The organism is Mesorhizobium mediterraneum (assembly GCF_002284565.1).
Lineage (GTDB): Bacteria > Pseudomonadota > Alphaproteobacteria > Rhizobiales > Rhizobiaceae > Mesorhizobium > Mesorhizobium mediterraneum.
On sequence record NZ_NPKI01000015.1, the window covers coordinates 162,781 to 180,784 of the forward strand.

Here is an 18,004-nt window from a genome sequence, read left to right on the forward strand (position 1 = left end):
CGCGCCGCACCGATTGTCACGAGTACAACGACATTCCAGCTTGGAGTGCGATCAGCAATGGTGGAAACCGGTTTGCGTTCGATCGCTCTCAACAACTGAATCGGCCCATGATCCCGTCGCCAAAGCCATTCTCGACTGGCGGATCATGCGCAGAGGGAGGGACCCGTGGCGGCTCAGATTTTCTCGGCCATAACAGTCATCATCGTCGGCGTCGGCGGCTGCGTCGCCTATTTCTGGGGCGCCAACAAGCTGGTGGACATCATCTTCCCGTCGCGTGGCGTCGCAGGTGCTGCGGCCATCGACAATTTGCGCCGGCAGGGGATGATCCGGCCGTGGCTGTTCGTCGGCCCGGCCATGATCATCCTCACCATCTATTTGATCTACCCGGTGGTGGAGACGCTCAGGCTGTCGTTCCTCGATCGCGGCGGCGCCAACTTCGTCGGCTTCGCCAACTATGAATGGGCGCTCGGCGACCGCGAGTTCCGCACCTCCATCCTCAACAACATCATCTGGCTGGCGGTCGTGCCCGCCGCCTGCACCTTCCTCGGGCTGATCATCGCCGTCCTCACCGACAAGATCTGGTGGGGCACCATCGCCAAGAGCCTCATCTTCCTGCCGCTGGCCATCTCCTTCGTCGGCGCCAGCGTCATCTGGAAATTCATCTATGAGTATAGAGGCGCCGGCCAGACGCAGATCGGCTTGCTCAACGCCATCATCCAGTATTTCGGCGGCCAGCCGCAGGTCTGGATATCGCTGCCGTTCTGGAACAATTTCTTCCTGATGATCATCCTGATCTGGATCCAGACCGGCTTTGCCATGGTCATCCTGTCCTCAGCCTTGCGGGGGATTCCCGAAGAGACGCTGGAAGCGGCCGTCATCGACGGCGCCAATCCGTTCCAGATCTTCTGGAAGATCATGGTGCCGCAGATCTGGGGCACGATCGCCGTCGTCTGGACCACCATCACCATCCTGGTGCTGAAGGTGTTCGACATCGTGCTGACCATGACCAACGGCCAATGGAATAGCCAGGTGCTGGCCAATCTGATGTTCGACTGGATGTTCCGCGGCGGCGGTGATTTCGGCCGTGGCGCGACCATCGCCATCATCATCATGATCGCGGTCATTCCGATCATGGTCTGGAACATCCGCCAGGCGAACAAAGAGACGGGAGGACATTGAGATGGCCGTGGCGACCGGAAAGTCTTTTGCCAGCCGTTTCGGCGTCCATATCGCCGTCTTCATCTTCGTCGCGATCTGGACCATCCCGACCCTCGGCATTCTCGTCTCGTCGCTGCGCGACAAGGATCAGATCATCGCCTCGGGCTGGTGGAACTCGTTTGCCAGTTCCACCCAGACGGAAGCGGGCCGGCTGCCGCCCGCCTCGGCGCAAGTCGAGAAGGACGGCAAGTTCGTCCTCGAGGGCAACATCTTCGGCGAGGATGCGGCCCGCGACATCAGCGCCTTCGGCGTCAAGTCGGCGGCGCCGACGCAATATCCCGCCGGCACGACAGCCGATCTCGGCGACGGCGAGACCTTGCAGCTCAACGCCGACGGCAGTTTCGTCATGACCTCAACGAAGCCCTTCGAGGGCATGCGCGGCCAGCGCGTCTACTACGCCTCGTCGGCGCCGCCGAAGTTCACCACCGACAATTACAATACGGTGCTGTTTTCGGAGGGCATCGGCCGCTCGTTCATTAATTCGCTGACCGTCACCATCCCGGCGACTGTCATCCCGATCCTGATCGCGGCGTTCGCGGCCTATGCGCTGGCCTGGATGCGCTTTCCCGGCCGGGCATTGCTCATCGCGGTTATCATCGGCCTCCTGGTCGTGCCGCTGCAAATGTCGCTGATCCCGCTGCTGAAGCTCTACAACGGCGTCGGCAGCTTCTTCGGCGTGCCGTCGAAAACCTATCTCGGCATCTGGCTGGCGCATACCGGCTTCGGTCTGCCTTTCGCTATCTATCTCCTGAGAAGCTACATTGCCGGCCTGCCGCGCGAAATCATGGAATCGGCGCGCATCGACGGCGCCAGCGATTTCGAGATCTTCGTCAAGATCGTGCTGCCGCTGTCGTTCCCGGTGCTGGCCTCCTTCGCCATCTTCCAGTTTCTGTGGGTGTGGAACGACCTGCTGGTTGCGATGGTTTTCCTCGGCACTGAGGGCGACCAGATCGTGCTGACCGCCAAGCTCAATGCGTTGCTCGGCTCGCGCGGCGGCGACTGGGAGATCCTGACGACATCGGCTTTCATCACCATTGTCGTGCCGCTGATCGTGTTCTTCTCGCTGCAGCGCTATTTCGTCCGCGGGCTGCTCGCCGGCTCAGTGAAAGGTGGTTGAGATCATGCAATCCGCTGTGAAAGCGACGTTGAGCCCCGACCTCGCCGTCGGCCGCGACTGGTGGCGCGGTGCCGTGATCTACCAGATCTATCCGCGCAGCTATCAGGATTCGAACGGCGACGGCATCGGCGACCTCAGGGGCATCATCGCCAGGCTGCCCTATATCGCTGCGCTCGGCGTCGATGCCATCTGGATCTCGCCGTTCTTCAAATCACCGATGAAGGATTTCGGCTACGACGTGTCAGACTATTGCGACGTCGATCCGATGTTCGGCACGCTGGCCGATTTCGATGCCTTGACCGCCGAGTCGCACAGGCTCGGGCTCAAGGTGATGATCGACGAGGTGCTGTCGCATACGGCCGACATCCATCCGTGGTTTAGGGAAAGCCGCTCGAGCCGCACCAATCCCAAGGCAGACTGGTATGTCTGGGCCGACGCCAAGCCCGACGGCACGCCACCCAACAACTGGCTGTCAATCTTCGGCGGCTCTGCCTGGCAGTGGGACACCAGCCGCCAGCAATATTACCTGCATAATTTCCTGGCCGAGCAGCCCGATCTTAATTTCCACAGCCGCGCCGTCCAGGACGCGCTGCTCGATGTCACCCGCTTCTGGCTGGAGCGCGGCGTCGACGGTTTCCGCCTCGACACCATCAACTTCTATTTCCACAGCCAGGGCCTGGAGGACAATCCGCCGCTGCCGCCCGAAGAACGCAACGACCAGACTGCTCCTTCCGTCAACCCTTACAACTACCAGGATCACCTCTACGACAAGAGCCGCCCCGAAAACCTCGGCTTCCTCGAGCGCTTCCGCGCCCTGCTCGACGAATATCCGGCGACAGCGGCGGTCGGCGAAGTCGGCGATTCGCAACGCGGGCTGGAGGTGGTGGCGGCCTATACCGCCGGCGGCAAGCGCGTGCACATGTGTTATTCGTTCGACTTCCTGGCGCCCGAAAAAATCAGCGCGGCCAAGGTGCGTTCGGTGCTGGAAGCCTTCGGCAAGGTCGCCAGCGACGGCTGGTCGTGCTGGGCGTTCTCCAACCACGACGTGATGCGCACTGCCTCGCGCTGGGCGGCCGGCGAAGCCGACCAGACCGCCTATCTCAAGGTGATCTCGGCGCTGCTGATGTCGCTGCGCGGCTCGGTCTGCATCTATCAGGGCGAGGAGCTTGGTCTTGGCGAAGCGGAATTGCAATTCGAGGATCTGCGGGACCCCTACGGCATCCGCTTCTGGCCGGAATTCAAGGGCCGTGACGGCTGCCGCACGCCGATGGTCTGGGATGGCGCCGACAGCAATGGCGGCTTCTCCAAGGCAAAGCCATGGCTGCCCGTGCCCGCCAAGCACCTTTCGCAAGCGGTCGATGTGCAGCAGGGCGACGACAGCTCGCTGCTTGAACACTACCGGCGCTTTCTCGCCTTCCGCCGTTTGCATCCGGCGCTGGCCAAGGGCGATATCGACTTCATCGAAAGCGAGGGCGATACGGTCGCCTTCACGCGCCGCGATGGCAACGAGCAGATCGTCTGCGTCTTCAATCTCGGCAGCCGACCGGCGGAAGTCAATCTCGGCGGACGCTCGCTGCAGCCCTTGCCGGGGCACGGGTTTTCGGGACAGACTGGCGCCGGCTCTATCCGCCTCGGCGGCTACGGCGCCTGGTTCGGGCGCATCGACTGAGTTTGCAATTCACTGGAGGGAACCCATGGCCGATGTCACGCTAAGGCAAGTGAAGAAATCATACGGCAATCTCAACATTCTCCACGGTATCGACCTCGACATAAAGTCGGGCGAGTTCATCGTCTTCGTCGGCCCTTCGGGTTGCGGCAAGTCGACCTTGCTGCGGTCCATCGCCGGGCTTGAGGAAATCACCTCCGGGGAGCTCAAGATCGCCGGCGAGGTGGTCAACGACGTGCCGCCGTCGAAGCGGGGCATCGCCATGGTGTTCCAGTCCTATGCGCTCTATCCGCACATGACCGTCTACGACAACATGGCGTTCTCGATGAAAATCGGCAAGGAGAGCAAGGCCGAGATCGACAAGCGGGTGCGCCAAGCGGCGGAAATCCTGCAGCTGACCAAATATCTCGACCGCTTGCCCAAAGCGATGTCGGGCGGCCAGCGCCAGCGCGTCGCCATCGGCCGCGCCATCGTGCGCAACCCGAAGGTCTTCCTGTTCGACGAGCCGCTGTCGAACCTCGACGCGGCACTGCGCGTCGCCACCCGCATCGAGATCGCCAAGCTCAAGGAGTCGATGCCTGCCACAACAATGATCTACGTGACCCACGACCAGGTCGAGGCGATGACGCTGGCCGACCGCATCGTGGTGCTCAAGGACGGCCATATCGAGCAGGTCGGCACGCCGATGGAGCTCTACAAGAAACCCGGCAATCTGTTCGTCGCCCAGTTCATCGGCTCGCCGGCAATGAACATCCTGCCGGCGACGATCGACAAATCAGGCAACCCGACCATCGTCAGCCATGTCGGCGGGCGCAAGGCGACGGTGCCGATCGCCACGCCGGCCTCAGCGAAGGGCGCTTCGGTGAGCTTCGGCGTGCGGCCGGAGGATCTGATGATCGCTAGCGGCGCGGATTATCTTTTCGAGGGAACGGTGGATTATGTCGAGCAGCTCGGCGAGGTCCAGCTCGTCTATGTCGACATCGGCCGCGCCGACCTGCCGCTGGTGACCAAGCTGCCCGGGAATGTCGAGGTCAAGCGGGGTGCGACGCTGCGGTTGAGTGCCGATGCCGGCGACCTGCATATTTTCGATACCGACGGGCGGTCCTTCACGCTTCACGAAGCGGAAGCAAAGGCGGCCTGAGAACGGCAGCAAGACTGCCGGGTATAAGCAGTTTGGCGAAGCCAAAAACAAGAGCGGCGGGCAAAGCCCGCCGCTCTTGCGCGTTCAGGTCGCTGTTAGAGCGACGTGCGTCCAAGTGGACGCACAAAGTACGCTCTAACACTTTGAACCTACGCATCGTGCTTTCCGAAAATCGATTCCGATTTTCGGACCGATGCGCTAGCGGCCGAACAGGTTCCGGTCGCTGCCCTGCGGGGCGGACTTCTCTACGTCGCCCGACGAATTGAGCAGCTTGTAGACCGGCGAGCCGGTGTTGCGTACCGAAGACGTCTGCGTGTTGTCGACGTTGACGGTCGCCTGCTTGTTGATGTCGGTCCCGCCAACATTGTCGTTGTTGGCAAAGGCGCTGCCGGCAGCAAGCAAAAGCGCGGCGGCGGTAAGAACGATCTTCTTCATTTCAGTGCTCCTGGATTTTCGTATCCCATCAGCGCGGCAGGCAAATGCCGCCGCTGCTGTTGGAACTGGCTGTTAGTTGTTGCCGAAGAGGTTACGGTCGCTGCCGTGGACGGGTTTCTCGTCGGCCGGAACCGGATTCTGCGCCGAAGCGGAATTCTGAACCGAAGCCGTGTACGAGTTGTCGGCCGCAGCGGCCGGCTGGTTGGCGCCGTTCGATCCATAGTTGTCGCTACCGGCAAAAGCGCTGCCGGAGATGGCCAGAATGGCGGCGGTGGCAAGAACAATCTTCTTCATTTCCAATACTCCTGAATTTCTAAAGATCCCCAGCGGCGGACCTGCCGCCGCTCTGTCTTCTTGTTTGACCATGATCTTTTCCGAAAACCGGTTTCCACTTTTCGGGATCATGGTCTGGGATCAGCTGTTAGTTGTTACCGAAAAGGTTGCGGTCGGCGCCCTGGACGGCGGGCTTTTCAGCGTGAGCCGGCTTCTGAATGGAAGCCGTGTACGAGCTGTCGACCGCAGCGGTCGGCTGGTTGGCGCCGTTGGACCCATAATGGTCGCTGCCGGCAAAGGCGCTGCCGGTGATGGCCAGAACGGCGACGGCAGTAAGAGCAATCTTTTTCATTTTTGGTACTCCAGTATCTTAGTTTTCCGTCCGGCTAGCGGCGTGTCTTGGAAGGAATTCGCGTCGTTCGGACAGCCCCGATGTGGGAAGGCCATCCCGCAGATTCCAATCACGAAGTTGTTCCGTGTGGACCAAGAATCTACACCTTGAAATTGTACCAGACGCTTCTACAGGCGTTGCTTTATCTTTTATTTTCAATGGCTTATGCCAAAGTCGCCATTTGACGATTTGACGGATTGGCGGACCTGCGTTCACAGCGTCATGCACGCATTGTCAACAGAAACGAACCGTTCGGTTCGATTTTAGAAGCGGCTAATAGTCACTTTTGGAAACTGTTAACCTTCTTTGCCTCCGCCGCGGGTCGGAATTCGATGTCACGGCGGCCGACAATGGTGGCCGAAAAAATGGGTTTCAGCCCTGCAATTACCAACCTGCACGTTTCGCGGGCCGTGTCGCGCCGCATGGATACGATGTCGCTTTCATGCCGACAGTCAGCTGGCCGTCATGATTAGATGACGCCATCTCAGGTGCCGCTTGGTGACGACGAAGCGGAGAATTGGGAAGCCGGTCAAATCCCGGCGCTGCCCCCGCAACGGTGGTGGAGTTCAAGTCGCAACGGGAGACCACTGGGCCACAAGCCTGGGAAGGTGTCGCGACTGTCCGCAAGGACACTCCAGAGCCCGGAAACCAGCCCGAGGTGTCTAGACTCGACTGATCGCGGTGGGCGGTCAAGAGGTGGATGATGCATGTCTGGCCTGTCGCCGGCGTGCAAGCGATCCTTCCTCAATCACCACCAGTTCAGTCTTTGGAGCGACATGCGTCCATCTGGACGCATAAAGTACGCTCCAAGACTTTGAATTGCGCATCGTGCTTTCCGAAATCGATTCCGATTTCAGGCCGATGCGACGGCTATGAGGACAGGACATGGATTCGCGCAACGACATGCTGAGGCTCTTGCACGGCCGCAGGCAAGGCTATTCGCTCGAGCAGCCCTTCTACACCGATCCCGATTTCTTCAAGCTCGACATGGAGCTGATCTGGTATCGCGATTGGCTGTTCATCGGCCACGATTGCGAGTTGCCGAAGCCGGGCAGCTACATCACCGCCCAGATCGGCGACTATCCGGTCGTGCTGGTCCGCGACCAGCAAGGCAAGATCAATGCCTTTCACAATTCCTGCCGGCATCGCGGCAGCCGCGTCTGCAACGCCGACAAGGGCACGGCGGCAAAGCTCGTCTGCCCCTATCACCAGTGGACCTACGAGCTAGACGGCCGGCTCTTGTTCGCCCGCCAGATGGCGGACGGCTTCGACAAGCGCCAGTTCGGCCTCAAGCCGGTGGCTTGCGAAAGTGTCGGCGGCTACATCTTCATCTGCCTGGCCAAGGAGCCCGCCGATTTCGCGCCGATGCGCGCCATGATCGAGCCTTACCTGCTGCCGCACCGGCTGCGCGAGGCAAAGGTCGCCTTCGAATCGACCATCGTCGAGAAGGGCAATTGGAAGCTCGTCTGGGAGAACAACCGCGAGTGCTATCATTGCGCCGGCAATCATCCGGAACTGTGCAAGACATTCCCGGAAGCGCCGACCGTGACCGGCGTGCAGGGCGCCGACAGCGATCCTGAGATGCTGGCGCACTGGGCGAAATGCGAGGCGGCGGGCCTGCCGAGCAAATTCCGCATCGATCCGGCCGGGCAATACCGCGCCACCCGCGCACCGCTGCTGCGCGACGCTGTCAGCTATACGATGACGGGAAGACGCGCCGTGAAGAAGAACCTTTCCGACAGCGTTTCGATCGACCGTGTCGGCTCGCTGCTGCTCTATCACTATCCGACGACCTGGAACCACATCCTCGGCGATCATGCGGTCACCTTCCGCGTGTTGCCGATCAGCGCCACGGAAACCGCCGTGACAACCAAATGGCTCGTCCATAAGGACGCGGTCGAAGGCGTCGATTACGACCTTGCCGAACTCACCCATGTATGGACCGAGACCAACGACCAGGACCGCCGCATCGTCGAGGAAAACGCCTTCGGCATCCTGTCGCCGGCCTATGAGCCCGGCCCTTATTCGGAACTGCATGAGGGCGGCGTCATCCAGTTCGTCGAATGGTACGCCTCCTTCATCGGGCCGCGCCTAGCCGAGGACGGCCGGCCGGCATTGCGCAGCGTCGCCTGAGAGAAACGTGAAGAGATGAACGCAATGACGGACCTCGGGCTCTACCGCCATCTCGACGAAATGGCGCCCTGGAACGACCGGCTGCAGGTGCTGGAGGTGATCGGCGTCAGCGACGAGGCGCCTGACGTGAAGACCTTCACCTTCCGCTCCGACAACCAGACCTGGTTCCGCTATAAGCCGGGCCAATTCGTGACGCTGGAACTGCCGACCTCCGACGGCCCGCTGATGCGGACCTATACGCTGTCTTCCTCGCCGTCGCGGCCGTTCTCGATCGCGGTGACGGTGAAGGCGCAAGCCGGCAGTCTCGGCACGCGCTGGATGTTCGACAATCTGAAGCCCGGCGTTCACGTGAGGGCCTATGGTCCGACGGGTGACTTTTCGCTGCACAGCCATCCCGCGGCCAAGTATCTGTTCATTTCGGCCGGCTCCGGCGTGACGCCGATGATGTCGATGCTGCGCTGGCTGAACGACTGCGCGCCATGGACCGATGTCGGCTTCGTCAACTGCGCGCGAAAGCCCGAGGAGATCATCTTCCGCAAGGAGCTCGAACTGCTCGGCAGCCGCATGCCGGGTCTGACGCTTGGCTTCATGATCGAGGAACGGTCCAGCCGCGAGGGTTGGTTCGGCCATATGGGCCGGATCGACGCGATACGGCTGCCGCTGCTGGCGCCAGACTTCCGCGAGCGCGAAATCTTCTGCTGCGGCCCCGACCCGTTTATGCGTGCGGTGCGGCAGATGCTGGAGGCCACCGCCTTCGACATGGGCAACTATCATCAGGAGAGCTTTGCGGCCCCGATGGTGGAGGAAATACCGGCCCCGTTCGGTTCGCCGGCAGAGGGTGGGGTCGAAATACCTGCCGAAGCCGCAACGCCAATCCGCTTTTCGCTTTCGGATGTCGATGCCGACTGCGTTGCCGGCCAGACCGTGCTGCAGACGGCGCGCGCTTCGGGCGTGCGCATCCCGGCGGCCTGCGAGTTCGGCCTGTGCGGAACCTGCAAGGTGAAAAAGGTCTCGGGCACGGTCGAGATGAGCCACAATGGCGGCATCCTCGATCACGAGATCGACGACGGCTTCATCCTTGCCTGCTGTTCGAAGCCGCTGACGGCGATCGAGATCGAGGCATGACCGGCGGCCCTAAAGCGCGTCGCGTTTTGACCGGCCTTATGCGACGCGCTTTAGGTTGTTGCGCGACATGCATTAGACCCCGTAGCGCTCGGTGCGGATGAGGCTTGCCGGAACGCCGGCATCGATCAGCGCCTGGGCGGCGGCCGACACGAAGGCATTCGAGCCGCAGACAAAGGCGAACCTTGGCGGCGCGGGCAGCCGCACCATCGACTGCTCTATCATCGCGGCATCGATCCGCCGTGAATAGTCCGCCGGGCGCCGGGCCGGCTCGCGGGTCAGCGCCAACACCAGATCGAAGCCGTCCCGGCGATCGTGGAAGTCGATCAGCTCGTCGCGAAAGATCACCTCGTCCCAGATCCGTGCGGAAAACACCAGCGTGGCAGGCACCGCCGATTTGCGTGCGGCGCGATGGCGGATCATCGCCATCAGCGGCACCACGCCCGACCCGCCGCCGACCAGCAGAAGCGGGCCGCCGTCACTGTCGGACCAGACAAAGTGTCCGCCGAGCGGGCCGCGCAGCTCGACCTCGTCGCCGACTGCCGCGACCTCGTGGAAGAACGGCGAGACCTCGCCATCATCGAGCCTTTCGATCGCCAGCTCGATCGTCTCGCCGGCTTCCGGCGCCGAGGCAATGGAGTAGGAACGGCGCGCCTGATAGCCATCCGGCGCCGTCAGCCTGACATCGACATGCTGCCCGGCACGATAGGCGAAGGGCCGTGACGGCCGGAGAAAAAAGCTGGTGACGCGCGGCGTGCGCTTTTCGATGCGGGTGATGGTCACCGTCTGCCAGGGCGACTGCGCCGCCGGCCCGTCGCTCATGGATCGCCCGTATAGCGCTGCTCGCGCCACGGGTCGCCATAGATATGATAGCCACGCAGTTCCCAGAAACCCGGCTCGTCGCGCTCGGTGAACTGCAGCCCGTTCAGCCATTTGGCCGACTTCCAGAAATAGAGATGCGGAACCAGCAGCCGCGCCGGGCCGCCATGGTCCGGCGTGATCGGCTTGCCTTCGTAAAGCAGCGCCACCATCGCCTTGCCGGCGGTGAGGTCCTTCGTCGGCACATTGGTGGTGTAGCCGTCGAAGGACAGCGCCAGCGTGAAGCCGGTCGGCGGCTCGATGCCGGCATCCGCCAGAATATCGTCGACCAGCACGCCTTGCCACGCCGTGTCGAACTTGGTCCATGCGGTGACGCAATGAATGTCGCGCGTCATCTTGGTCAAAGGCAGCGCGTTGAACTCCGTCCAATTCCACTTCTTGATCGGCCGCGGTCCGTGCTTGAGCGTGAACGACCACTCCTCGGTGCGCACACGCGGCGTCGGCCCGGCCGACAGCACCGGGAACCCTTGCTCGAGATACTGCCCCGGCGGGATGCGCGCATCCGCATCCGTCGGGGGCTTTCGTCCTGAAGAGAAGCCGCGGGTGACCATCGAGACAATCCATGCAGGTTGAAGCCAACCTGCGCTAGTCTTCTCGAAGATGCTCTGACGGGCAACCGAAATCTTGGCCGCGACCTCGCGCCAATGCGCTTCAGCCGGCGGCGAAGGGCACGGCGACGAAGATCTGCTCGTCGCCCCGTTCGACGAGCAGGAGCACGGACTTCTTGCCAGCCTTTCCGGCCTGCGCGATCGCCTGGTCCGCCTGCCTGGCGTCCCTCACCGGCGCCTGATTGACGGCGATGATGATGTCGCCCGGCTGGATCCCGGAAGCCGAGGCCGCCTTGTCAGGATTGACGCTCTCGACCAGCGCGCCGCGCTGGTTGGGCGCCAGGTTCATCGCCTGTCGGACATCCGGGGTGACGTCCATCAGGCCGAGGCCGATCGCAGGAGCACGAAGGCCTTGCTGTGCGGACGGTGTCTCTGGTCCGCCGCCGGCCGATGCCGTCTCCACATCGTCTCCATTGCGCCCGACATCGACGGAAATCTTCACATTCTGCCCTTTGCGCCAGACACCCAGCGTTTCCGTCTCGCCGGGCGAGACATCGGCAACGGCACGCGACAGGTCCTTGGGATCCTTTATCTGCTGACCGGCGAAGCTGGTGACGACGTCGCCGGTCTCAATCCCGGCTTTTGCCGCCGGCGAGCCGTCGCTGACCTCGGAAACCAGCGCACCGCTGGGCTGACCGAGGCCGACGGCGCTCGCCACGTCGGGCGTCACCGGCTGAATCTGGACGCCGAGATAGCCATATTGGATGGAGCCGCCCTTCATCAGCTTGGCGACCACCTTTTGCGCCTGGTCCGACGGGATGGCGAAGCCGACGCCGACGCTGCCGCCATTCGGCGAAAAGATCGCCGTGTTGATGCCGACGACGTTGCCGCTCACATCCATCAGCGGACCGCCGGAATTGCCGTGGTTGATCGGTGCGTCGATCTGAATGAAGTCGTCAAACGGCCCGCTGTGCAGATCGCGGCCGCGCGCCGAGACGATGCCTGATGTAACCGTGGTGCCGAGGCCGAACGGATTGCCGAAAGCGAGCACCTGGTCGCCCGGCATGAGCTTGTCGGAATCGCCCCATTTGACGGTCGGCAAAGTCTTGTCGGATTTGATCTTGAGGACAGCGAGGTCGTTCTTGGCGTCGCGGCCGACCAGCTCGGCGGGAAGCTCGGTGCCGTCGTCGAGCGTCACCTTGATCGACGTGGCGCCGTCGATGACGTGATTGTTGGTGACGATGGTGCCGTCGGCTGCGACAATGAAGCCGGAGCCGAGCGCCTCTGCGCGAGGCGCCTGCTGCTGCGGCGGGGTCCTGGGGCCGGGCAGCCCCTGGTCGCCGAAGAACTGGCGGAAATAGTCGTCGAACGGTGAGCTGTCGCCGAAGGGAGCAGCGTCGCTCATGGTCTCCGACTGTGCCTTCATGACGGTGGTGATCGTCACCACTGCCGGCTTGTCGGCCGCCACGATCGGGGCGAACGATCCATTGGGCACCGTCATGCCGGTGACGGGAGGGGTCACTGTTTCTGCCAGGGCGCCATTCAGCTTGGGGGCGAGCGGCAGGATGAAAGGGCTGACGATCAATGCGGCGCCCAGCAAGGCGGCGACGCGATGTCTGCGAAGAATGTGGATGGGTGACATGGCCGTTGTCCGGGCGAGAAATTGGTCGGGCACCGTGGCGTTCCGGCTGGGAAACCGCCCATTCGGCGTGTCGAGGGTCGCCTTGCCTGTCTCGCCTGGCAGGCAGCCGACCGATCGACAGCCCCCGCATCTAGGGCGGCGATCGTGGTTTCCAGATGATATTACGAAGATTTAATATAACGGCCTGGCACCGGCCTGCCGGATGGCGCCGAAACCCGAAAACAAAAAACCCGCCTCACCGGCGGGTCGCTGGCGCAATCAGCACCATGCCAAAGTTACTAGCATAACTGCCGGCACAAAGCAAGAACAAAATCACTGAGACCCGGCACAAGAGCATGAACACCTCTGGCCCTGCTTCCGGCGTTGACGACTGGCGAAAGCCGTGGCGGCATCCAATCTCCCCCCTTGCGGAGGAGATCAGCAGCTTCGTCGACGGCGCCTGCCCGCATCTCTTCCCGTCCTGCCGGAGCCTCCTATGCGCCGATCCCGTCAGTCCGCCTGAGATAGCCGTTAGCGATCTCGCGCATCCGTTTGGCGTCGAAGCTCGGGCCGTGGCCGCCATGGCCGATGCGGATCGGCAAATCGAGCAGCCGCTGCATGGTGCGGCGATAGGCTGGTCGGTCGGAGTCCGGCAGGTCGTCGATCAGCATGGCGTCGTAGATGGCGTCACCGGCGAAGAACAGGCCATCGGCCTCATCGAATAGCGCGATCGAATCGGGCGAATGGCCGGGCAGATGCAGCACGCGGAACCGCCTATCGCCGAGGTCGACCAGATCGCCCTCGTCAAGCGTCCGCGTCAGCGGGGCCGGTGGGATTTTGTAATCGGCCGCTTTCCAGCCGGGCGCCGGCAGCTTGGAGACGGCGCCGTCGAGATCGTGGAACATGTGGGCGTAGGTGACCGCTTCGTCCATGCTGTCGAAATGCGCGGCACTCATCCTCGGCCCCGCCCGCGAGGGGAATTCGTGCAGCGAGCCGACATGGTCGAGATGGATGTGGGTGGCGACGACGAGCAGCGGCTTGCCAGCAGGCGTATTGATCTGCGGCGCCAGCGGGCAAATCCCCATGCCGGTGTCGACGAGCAGGTCGACGTCACGGCCGCGCAGATGCCAGATGTTGGCGCGCACGAAATCATGCACGAACGGCTCGGCCAGAATAGTCGTATGGGCGTCGACTTCCGTCTTGCTGAACCAGTCAAGCATCAGGAGAGATCCGGCATCAGACGAACGGCTTCCCGACCTTGTATTTTTCGGGGACCAGCCGCTTCAGATAGGCCATGCCCGCATCGGAGAGCTGGTTGACTTCCGGCAGCATGAAATCGTCGGGCATGTGGCGCGTCTTGCCGGCGACGTTTTTCAGCGGCACTTTCCTCAGCACGGTTTTCTTGCCGTCATATTGCAGCGCTACCGATCCGCCGCCCTCCTCCGCCACCTTGACGGCGAAAGCGCCGGCGTCGAAGGCTTCCTGCGCATCGACGGCGCTGATGGCGCCGACATAGCCGCGCGGCATGTAGCCAAGCGCATCGACGCGCGCCCGCTTGCCCGGCAATCCTTCAGCCAGCGCACGCTCGAGGGCGGCCGGCAGGTCGCTGCCCGACAGCTTGACGTTGCCATGTGCATCGCGCTCCAGTTTGTCCGGCGGGACGAGGCTTTCGACCAGCGCCTTGCCGTCGGCGGTGCTGACGCCTTCGGAGACGGCAACGATGCAGCGCTTATGGCGATCGAGCGTGGCGCGAACATCGTCGATGAAGGCCGCAGCCGAGAACGGGCGCTCCGGCACATAGACGAGATGCGGGCCGCTGTCGGGGTCAAGCTGCCATGCGGCAGCGGCGGCGGTGAGGAAACCGGCGTGCCGGCCCATGACGATGCCGACATAGATGCCGGGCAGGGCACGGAAATCGAGGTCGACCGAGAGAAAGGCGCCGGCGACGAATTCGGCCGCCGAAATGAAGCCGGGCGTGTGGTCGTTCTCCTCGAGATCGTTGTCGATGGTTTTCGGCGCATGGACGAAAGCCATCTTGCCGCCGGCGGCGTCGGTCAGGATCTGCTGCGTGCCCGACGTGTCGTTGCCGCCGATGTAGATGAAGGCGTCGGCGCCGGCCTTCTTCAGGCCGTTGAGGATGATTTCGCAGTAGGCGGCATCCGGCTTGTCGCGCGTCGAGCCGAGGGCGGCGCTCGGCGTGGCCGCGATCAGCCGCAACCGGTCCTCGGCAATGGCGGAAAGATCGACATAGTTGCCGTCACGAATGCCGCGCACGCCATGGATGGAGCCTAAAACCTTGGCGCCGGGATGCCGCTTGCGGATCTCGAGCGCGGCGCCCACCATCGTCTGGTTGATGACGGCGGTCGGGCCGCCGCCTTGCGCGATCACAAAAGTTCCGGACATGCTTCACGTCTCCCGAGCAGTGGCTTTGCAGGCACATTCGCCTGTCTTGCGAGATCACGCAACGGGAGAGTCGAGCGGCCGCGCCAGCCGCTATGAGGTCAGGCGACGACCGGGAGGGTCAGACGACGACGACGGGGTTCTTCCTAGAGACGCGGCTGTAGAGGTCGATAATGTCCTGATTGATCAGGCGAACGCAGCCCGACGACATCGCCTGGCCGATGCTCCACCATTCGGGCGAGCCGTGGATGCGGTAGCCGGTGTCCTGGCCATTCTGATAGATGTAGAGGGCGCGCGCGCCGAGCGGATTTTCGAGGCCGCCGGGTTGTCCGCCTTGCCATTTCACCAGTTCCGGCTTGCGGGCGATCATCTCGGCCGGCGGCGTCCAGACCGGCCATTCCTTGCCGTACTGGATGTTGGCGCGGCCGGACCAGCGGAAGCCTTCCTTGCCGATGCCGACGCCGTAACGGATCGCGTCGCCGCCGGGCTGCACCAGATAGAGCAGCCGCTCCTGCGAATGGACGACGATGGTGCCGGGCTGCTCGCCGGTCGGGTCGACGACGATCTGGCGGCGGAACTCCGGCTTGACCTTGAGGTAGGGCACTTCCGGCAGCGTGAAGCCGCCATCGGTGACAGAGGCATACATCACACCAGGGCTGGTGATGTTCTTGTCGACGCTGATGCTCGGGCGGATAGGGGTGATCGCGCCGGTGGTGACGCCGTCGAGTTGCAGCGATGGCAAATCGAGCGTCTGGCTGCAGCCGGCAACCCCGAGTAGCGCCAGCGCACCGGCGCCGGACAACACCGCGCGGCGGGAAAGCTGGATTTCGGAAATTTCGATTTCGACGGCGTCGCCATTGTACGGCGGCGTCAGACCTTGCGGCAACTCACGCATGTACCCAAACCCTACGCTATCGGCGGGAAACACGGTCCGGCCGGATCGATGGTATTTTCACCAATCATGGTTGAAAAAGCGTGAAGACGTCTTGCCCTACCTTAACCTCTGGCCGAGCCCGTCGTGCCGTCTATTTCAATGCTGCCCCTTTACATCTTCGCGGGGTCGAGGATTTATCCTCTTCTTTGAGCTCAAGGAGACGAGCATGTCCTTCGAAAACTGGGCCGCCTTTGCCGCGGCCTCGACGATCCTTCTTGTCATTCCCGGCCCGACCATCCTTCTGGTCGTGTCCTATGCGCTCGGCCAGGGCTGGCGCACGGCGCTGCCGATGGCGGTCGGCGTCGCGTTTGGCGACTTCACGGCGATGACGCTGTCGATGCTGGGCATCGGCGCGCTGCTGGCGGCGTCGGCCACCGTGTTCACGGTGCTGAAGGTGATCGGCGCCGGCTATCTGATCTATCTCGGCGTAAAGCTGTTTCGCGCCGGTGGCACGCTCAGGGCCGAGCCGCGCCTGGATGCGGTGTCGTCGGCCAAGATGATGGCGCATGCCTGGCTGGTCACCGCGCTCAACCCAAAAAGCATCACCTTCTTCGTCGCCTTCCTGCCGCAGTTCCTCGACCGGCATGGCGATTTCTGGACGCAGATGCTGATCTTCGAAACCACCTTCCTGGCGCTCGCCTTCGCCAATGCCTTCGGCTATGCGCTGATCGCCGCAAGGGCGCGCAACGTGGTGCGCAATCCCCGGGCGATCCGTATCTTCAACCGCACCGGCGGCACGCTGCTGGTCGGCGCCGGCATCGCCACGGTGGCGATGCGCTCGGGCAATTGAGGACATGACATGGCCGTCAGGGACGCATTCGGCCTGACTTTTTCGGGCGCGACCGAAGCCGGGTTTTCGCCCTACAGCCAAGCTGTCCGCGAACTGCAATGCTTCATCGGCGATCCGGTCGGCTCGGTCGACCGCGCCATCGCCGAGGATCCCGGCTTCGTCATGGCGCATGTGTTCAAGGGCTATCTCTTCGGCCTCGCCACCGAGCGCGAGGCGACTGCTGTGGCCAGGACATGCCACGCGGCGGCGCTGCCGCTTGCCGCCACGACGCGTGAGCAGGCGCACGTCGCAGCACTCGGCCACCTTGCAGCAGGACATTGGCATGAAGCCGCCCGTCTGCTCGAGGATATCGCCATCGAATTTCCGCTCGACGCGCTGGCACTGCAGACCGGGCACCAGATCGATTTCTTCACCGGCAACGCCCGCATGCTGCGCGACCGCATCGGCCGCGCGCTGCCGTCATGGCAGAGCGGCATGCCGGGCTATCACGCCATACTCGGCATGCAGGCGTTCGGGCTGGAGGAAATGGGCGACTATGCGCGTGCCGAAAAGCTTGGCCGCGCGGCAGTCGACATCGAGCCGCGCGACGGCTGGGCGCAGCACGCCGTCGCCCATGTCATGGAGATGCAGAGCCGCCAGAAGGACGGCATCGCTTGGATGCGCGCCAACCCCGAAGCGTGGACGCAAGAAAGCTTCCTGCAAGTGCACAATTGGTGGCATCTGGCGCTGTTCCACTACGATCTCGGCGAGACCGACCAGGTGCTGGCGCTTTATGATGGGCCGATCTACGGCGAGCGCTCGACGCTGGCGCTCAATATGGTCGACGCCTCGGCGATCTTGTGGCGATTGCATCTCGGCGGCGTCGATATCGGCGATCGCTGGGCGGCGCTTGCCGCCAACTGGGCCAAGGCTGGCGCCGGCAACTATGCCTTCAACGATGCCCACGCGATGATGGCCTTCGTCGGCGCCGGCCAAGAAGCGCCGGTTCGCACCTTGCTCGAGGCGCAGCGCGAGGCCATGAACGGCAACGACGACAACGCCGCCTTCACCCGGGACGTCGGCCATCCCCTGACGCTGGCCATCAAGTCGTTCGGCGACGCCAATTATGCCGAGACGGTGCGCCTCATCCGGCCAATCCGGGCGATCGCCCACCGCTTCGGCGGCAGCCACGCGCAACGCGACGTCATCGACCTGACGCTGATCGAGGCGGCGCTGCGTTCCGGTGACCTAGCGTTGGCAAGGGCGCTCGCGGCGGAACGCGCGCTGGCGCGGCCGGACAGTCCGCTGTCGGCACTGATCTCGCGGCGGGCGGCCGATTCGTCGGAGAATTGACCGG

17 protein-coding genes and 1 riboswitch are annotated in these 18,004 nt (G+C 63.1%); of the genes, 8 read left to right on the top strand and 9 right to left on the bottom strand.

All coding sequences use genetic code 11. The features are described 5' to 3' along the window. The first annotated feature begins 165 nt into the window (after nt 1–165). From CIT25_RS10130 to CIT25_RS10145, 4 genes are read left to right on the top strand one after another with little or no spacing between them, the layout of a single operon-like run. Nucleotides 166–1,179: a carbohydrate ABC transporter permease gene (locus tag CIT25_RS10130; protein WP_095484414.1), complete on the top strand. Its 1,014-nt coding sequence runs from the start codon at nt 166–168 to the stop codon at nt 1,177–1,179. Between the two features lies 1 nt (nt 1,180). Then, nucleotides 1,181–2,335 (top strand): carbohydrate ABC transporter permease, encoded by a 1,155-nt coding sequence (locus CIT25_RS10135; RefSeq protein WP_095484415.1) that lies wholly within the window; start codon nt 1,181–1,183, stop codon nt 2,333–2,335. Between the two features lie 4 nt (nt 2,336–2,339). Next, nucleotides 2,340–4,004 (top strand): beta-galactosidase BglA, encoded by a 1,665-nt coding sequence (gene bglA / locus CIT25_RS10140; protein WP_095485056.1) that lies wholly within the window; start codon nt 2,340–2,342, stop codon nt 4,002–4,004. Nucleotides 4,005–4,029: 25 nt separating this feature from the next. Next, entirely contained in the window at nt 4,030–5,142 is a 1,113-nt protein-coding gene (locus CIT25_RS10145; protein WP_095484416.1) for an ABC transporter ATP-binding protein, read from the top strand. Between the two features lie 198 nt (nt 5,143–5,340). On the opposite strand, the gene CIT25_RS10150 is transcribed toward CIT25_RS10145, so the two are convergent. The 3 genes from CIT25_RS10150 to CIT25_RS10160 form a co-directional block, all read right to left on the bottom strand. Then, a complete protein-coding gene (locus CIT25_RS10150) occupies nt 5,341–5,577 on the bottom strand; it encodes a DUF680 domain-containing protein (RefSeq protein WP_095484417.1) in 237 nt (78 codons plus the stop codon). 72 nt (nt 5,578–5,649) lie between these two features. Further along, complete coding sequence (locus tag CIT25_RS10155; RefSeq protein ID WP_095484418.1) at nt 5,650–5,871, bottom strand: DUF680 domain-containing protein; 222 nt, start codon at nt 5,869–5,871, stop codon at nt 5,650–5,652. A 127-nt stretch (nt 5,872–5,998) separates the two neighbouring features. Continuing rightward, the gene (locus CIT25_RS10160) at nt 5,999–6,202 is read right to left on the bottom strand and encodes a DUF680 domain-containing protein (RefSeq protein WP_095484419.1); all 204 of its coding nucleotides are present in this window, start codon (nt 6,200–6,202) and stop codon (nt 5,999–6,001) included. 508 nt (nt 6,203–6,710) lie between these two features. Beyond that, a riboswitch (cobalamin riboswitch) is annotated at nt 6,711–6,912 on the top strand. A 214-nt stretch (nt 6,913–7,126) separates the two neighbouring features. Here CIT25_RS10160 and CIT25_RS10165 point away from each other — a divergent pair. After that, nucleotides 7,127–8,374, top strand: a complete 1,248-nt coding sequence (locus tag CIT25_RS10165) for an aromatic ring-hydroxylating oxygenase subunit alpha (protein ID WP_095484420.1) — start codon at nt 7,127–7,129, stop codon at nt 8,372–8,374. Between the two features lie 24 nt (nt 8,375–8,398). Further along, nucleotides 8,399–9,499 carry an FAD-binding oxidoreductase gene (locus CIT25_RS10170; RefSeq protein ID WP_095485057.1) on the top strand — a complete coding sequence of 367 codons (1,101 nt, stop codon included), beginning with the start codon at nt 8,399–8,401 and terminating at the stop codon, nt 9,497–9,499. A gap of 72 nt (nt 9,500–9,571) precedes the next feature. Here CIT25_RS10170 and CIT25_RS10175 read toward each other — a convergent pair whose 3' ends face one another. The 6 genes from CIT25_RS10175 to CIT25_RS10200 form a co-directional block, all read right to left on the bottom strand. Beyond that, nucleotides 9,572–10,318 carry an FAD-binding oxidoreductase gene (locus tag CIT25_RS10175; RefSeq protein WP_095484421.1) on the bottom strand — a complete coding sequence of 249 codons (747 nt, stop codon included), beginning with the start codon at nt 10,316–10,318 and terminating at the stop codon, nt 9,572–9,574. After that, the gene (locus tag CIT25_RS10180) at nt 10,315–10,926 is read right to left on the bottom strand and encodes a molybdopterin-dependent oxidoreductase (protein WP_095484422.1); all 612 of its coding nucleotides are present in this window, start codon (nt 10,924–10,926) and stop codon (nt 10,315–10,317) included. The genes CIT25_RS10175 and CIT25_RS10180 overlap by 4 nt, the downstream gene beginning before the upstream one ends. Before the next feature lie 100 nt (nt 10,927–11,026). Then, nucleotides 11,027–12,565, bottom strand: coding sequence for a DegQ family serine endoprotease (locus tag CIT25_RS10185; RefSeq protein WP_095484423.1), 1,539 nt, complete (start codon nt 12,563–12,565; stop codon nt 11,027–11,029). 473 nt (nt 12,566–13,038) lie between these two features. After that, nucleotides 13,039–13,764 (bottom strand): MBL fold metallo-hydrolase, encoded by a 726-nt coding sequence (locus CIT25_RS10190; RefSeq protein WP_095484424.1) that lies wholly within the window; start codon nt 13,762–13,764, stop codon nt 13,039–13,041. Between the two features lie 16 nt (nt 13,765–13,780). Continuing rightward, on the bottom strand, nt 13,781–14,947 hold the full coding sequence (locus tag CIT25_RS10195; protein WP_095484425.1) for a diphosphate--fructose-6-phosphate 1-phosphotransferase: 1,167 nt from the start codon (nt 14,945–14,947) through the stop codon (nt 13,781–13,783). A 118-nt stretch (nt 14,948–15,065) separates the two neighbouring features. Further along, on the bottom strand, nt 15,066–15,839 hold the full coding sequence (locus CIT25_RS10200) for a L,D-transpeptidase (protein WP_095484426.1): 774 nt from the start codon (nt 15,837–15,839) through the stop codon (nt 15,066–15,068). Nucleotides 15,840–16,044: 205 nt separating this feature from the next. On the opposite strand from CIT25_RS10200, the gene CIT25_RS10205 reads away from it, so the two are divergent. Then, on the top strand, nt 16,045–16,668 hold the full coding sequence (locus CIT25_RS10205) for a LysE family translocator (protein WP_095484427.1): 624 nt from the start codon (nt 16,045–16,047) through the stop codon (nt 16,666–16,668). 9 nt (nt 16,669–16,677) lie between these two features. After that, nucleotides 16,678–18,000, top strand: coding sequence for a tetratricopeptide repeat protein (locus tag CIT25_RS10210; protein WP_095484428.1), 1,323 nt, complete (start codon nt 16,678–16,680; stop codon nt 17,998–18,000). Nucleotides 18,001–18,004: the final 4 nt, after the last annotated feature.

Excerpts from the sequence above, each read along its gene's own strand:
- CIT25_RS10165 (WP_095484420.1), top strand. The coding sequence starts at position 7,127 with ATGGATTCGCGCAACGACATGCTGAGGCTCTTGCACGGCCGCAGGCAA.
- CIT25_RS10170 (WP_095485057.1), top strand. The coding sequence starts at position 8,399 with ATGACGGACCTCGGGCTCTACCGCCATCTCGACGAAATGGCGCCCTGG.
- CIT25_RS10145 (WP_095484416.1), top strand. The coding sequence starts at position 4,030 with ATGGCCGATGTCACGCTAAGGCAAGTGAAGAAATCATACGGCAATCTC.
- CIT25_RS10185 (WP_095484423.1), bottom strand. The coding sequence starts at position 12,565 with ATGTCACCCATCCACATTCTTCGCAGACATCGCGTCGCCGCCTTGCTG.
- CIT25_RS10160 (WP_095484419.1), bottom strand. The coding sequence starts at position 6,202 with ATGAAAAAGATTGCTCTTACTGCCGTCGCCGTTCTGGCCATCACCGGC.
- CIT25_RS10200 (WP_095484426.1), bottom strand. The coding sequence starts at position 15,839 with ATGCGTGAGTTGCCGCAAGGTCTGACGCCGCCGTACAATGGCGACGCC.
- CIT25_RS10155 (WP_095484418.1), bottom strand. The coding sequence starts at position 5,871 with ATGAAGAAGATTGTTCTTGCCACCGCCGCCATTCTGGCCATCTCCGGC.
- CIT25_RS10210 (WP_095484428.1), top strand. The coding sequence starts at position 16,678 with ATGGCCGTCAGGGACGCATTCGGCCTGACTTTTTCGGGCGCGACCGAA.
- CIT25_RS10180 (WP_095484422.1), bottom strand. The coding sequence starts at position 10,926 with ATGGTCACCCGCGGCTTCTCTTCAGGACGAAAGCCCCCGACGGATGCG.
- CIT25_RS10135 (WP_095484415.1), top strand. The coding sequence starts at position 1,181 with ATGGCCGTGGCGACCGGAAAGTCTTTTGCCAGCCGTTTCGGCGTCCAT.
- CIT25_RS10195 (WP_095484425.1), bottom strand. The coding sequence starts at position 14,947 with ATGTCCGGAACTTTTGTGATCGCGCAAGGCGGCGGCCCGACCGCCGTC.
- CIT25_RS10175 (WP_095484421.1), bottom strand. The coding sequence starts at position 10,318 with ATGAGCGACGGGCCGGCGGCGCAGTCGCCCTGGCAGACGGTGACCATC.
- bglA (WP_095485056.1), top strand. The coding sequence starts at position 2,340 with ATGCAATCCGCTGTGAAAGCGACGTTGAGCCCCGACCTCGCCGTCGGC.
- CIT25_RS10205 (WP_095484427.1), top strand. The coding sequence starts at position 16,045 with ATGTCCTTCGAAAACTGGGCCGCCTTTGCCGCGGCCTCGACGATCCTT.
- CIT25_RS10150 (WP_095484417.1), bottom strand. The coding sequence starts at position 5,577 with ATGAAGAAGATCGTTCTTACCGCCGCCGCGCTTTTGCTTGCTGCCGGC.
- CIT25_RS10190 (WP_095484424.1), bottom strand. The coding sequence starts at position 13,764 with ATGCTTGACTGGTTCAGCAAGACGGAAGTCGACGCCCATACGACTATT.